Below are 1,810 nucleotides of genomic sequence, written 5' to 3'. Positions count from 1 at the left end.
TTCTTGTCCGGCAGGCCGCCGATGTCGTCGCTGCTGACGACGGAGACGATGTTGTCGGCCTTTTCCTGCGCCGCGATGGCATGCGCGAGGCTGGCGCGCTGGCCGGTGACGACGACGGTGTCGGCCGCGTGGACGCCGCCGGCGGCCAGCAGGCCCGCGCCGAGCGCTGTCAAGGTCTTGGGAAGATCGAGAGGTCGCATTGTTGTTCTGTCAGGACGTGGTTGGAATGCGGCGCATTCTCGGCACCGAATATGACGGGTCGGTGACGTCCAACGCCACGCAAGGCGTGTACGACACGGCAATGAGCCGAATTGACCCGGCAGGCCCGCGGGCAGACATCCCCCGGCGTGCTGTAGACCTGCGCATCATGAGCCGTTCAGACCCGTGCACCTGTCATCAACCTGTCATGCGCCCGCGCTACCTTCGGCCGTCATTTTCGCTACCGCGCCGCTATGCCCGCCTTCGTCCGTCCGCTCATCGTCTTCGCCTGCGCAATGGCCGCATTCGCCGCGCTGTATGCGTCCGCCGGGACTCCAAAACCGTTCGCGAGCTGGCACTGGATGGACATCGTCGACGAGGGCGGCACCGCGCTGATGGCGCTCGTGTGGTGCCTGATCGTGCTGGCGAGCCGGCCGGCCGGGCGCGTGACGCGGCTGCTGGCCGGCGGCCTTGCGTGCATCACGCTCGGTTCGTGGGCCGATTGCCTGGACGAGTTCTGGCGCATCGACAAGGACGCGCTGTGGGACAACGCACTGGAAGGACTCGTGCCGTTCGGGATGCTCGTGCTGACGGCGGGGCTGTACTACTGGCGCCGCGAACAGGCGCTGCTGACGGACCACCTGCGCAAGCGCGAGCGCCTGTTCCGCAGCCACCGGCCGTTCGACCGCGTCACGCAACTGGCCGACGCCAACTACCTGCGCGAACAGCTGCGCCGCACGACAGGGACCGTCGTCCTGCTCGACATCGACGGCTTCCACCGCATCAACCGCGAGCACGGCAGGGCGGAAGGCGACCGCGTGCTGCAGGCCGTCGCGCACATGCTGCTGCTGAACCTGCGCAACGACGACCTGCTGTGCCGCTACGCGGGCGACCGCTTCGCCGTGCTGATGCCGGGCCTCGCCGTGGACGCGGCTGCGGACGCCGCGCGTCACCTGTGCGCGATGGTCGGCGCCATGCATCACCACGCGGGCGAGCGCCGCGTCGCATTGAGCCTGCGCCACGACTGCGCGCCGGCGGACGGCGCGCCCGACATCCTGCTGGCGGACCTGTGCCGCCGGATGGACGCGGCGTGATCGCCTGGTGCGCGGCGGCCGACCCGGCTATCCCGGGCTATCTGCAGCCGGCGCTCGTGCTCGAATACGGCCGCGCGGCCGACGCGGACGACGCTGTCCTGCTGCGCGACACGGGCCTGGCCGATGCGCTCGACCCGGCGGCGCTGGTGTCGGCGAGCCAGCTCCTGCGCCTGCTCGCGAACACATTGCGCGCGCTGGAGAGCCCTGACACATCGTTCATGCTGGGCCAGCAACTGCTGCCCGGCCACGACGGCGCGGCCAGCCACGCGCTCGTGCAGGCGCCCACGTTGCGCACGCTCCTCGAGACGCTGTGCCGCTGGCATGCGCGCCTCACGCCCCTGCTGCGTCCGCGCCTGGAGACGTGGGGCGACGTCGCGCTGCTGTACTGGGTGGACAGCCACGGCGCGCCGGGGCTGCGTCCCGCGCTGGTCGAGATGCACATGACGGCCGTCGTCGCGCTGTGCCGCTGGCTCGGTGGGGAGCGGCTGCCGTGGCGCTTCTGCTTCAACCGCGCGGCC

Annotated in this window: 3 protein-coding genes; 2 read left to right on the top strand and 1 reads right to left on the bottom strand. The window is 70.6% G+C overall.

Translation table 11 applies throughout. From position 1 onward, the window contains the following. On the bottom strand, window positions 1-200 hold a 200-nt coding region (locus tag ACEN88_RS30755), incomplete at its 3' end, for a hypothetical protein (RefSeq protein ID WP_413345832.1). Window positions 201-452: 252 nt separating this feature from the next. On the opposite strand from ACEN88_RS30755, the gene ACEN88_RS30750 reads away from it, so the two are divergent. Continuing rightward, entirely contained in the window at window positions 453-1,292 is an 840-nt protein-coding gene (locus ACEN88_RS30750; RefSeq protein WP_413345830.1) for a GGDEF domain-containing protein, read from the top strand. After that, on the top strand, window positions 1,289-1,810 hold a 522-nt coding region (locus ACEN88_RS30745; protein WP_413345828.1), incomplete at its 3' end, for an AraC family transcriptional regulator ligand-binding domain-containing protein. The genes ACEN88_RS30750 and ACEN88_RS30745, both read left to right, overlap by 4 nt.

The organism is Massilia sp. CT11-108, assembly GCF_047302915.1.
Lineage (GTDB): Bacteria > Pseudomonadota > Gammaproteobacteria > Burkholderiales > Burkholderiaceae_D > Telluria > Telluria orientalis.
This window is presented reverse-complemented; position numbering and strand designations above follow the sequence as displayed.

Coding starts and splice junctions, on each gene's coding strand:
- ACEN88_RS30750 (WP_413345830.1), top strand. CDS start 453: ATGCCCGCCTTCGTCCGTCCGCTCATCGTCTTCGCCTGCGCAATGGCC.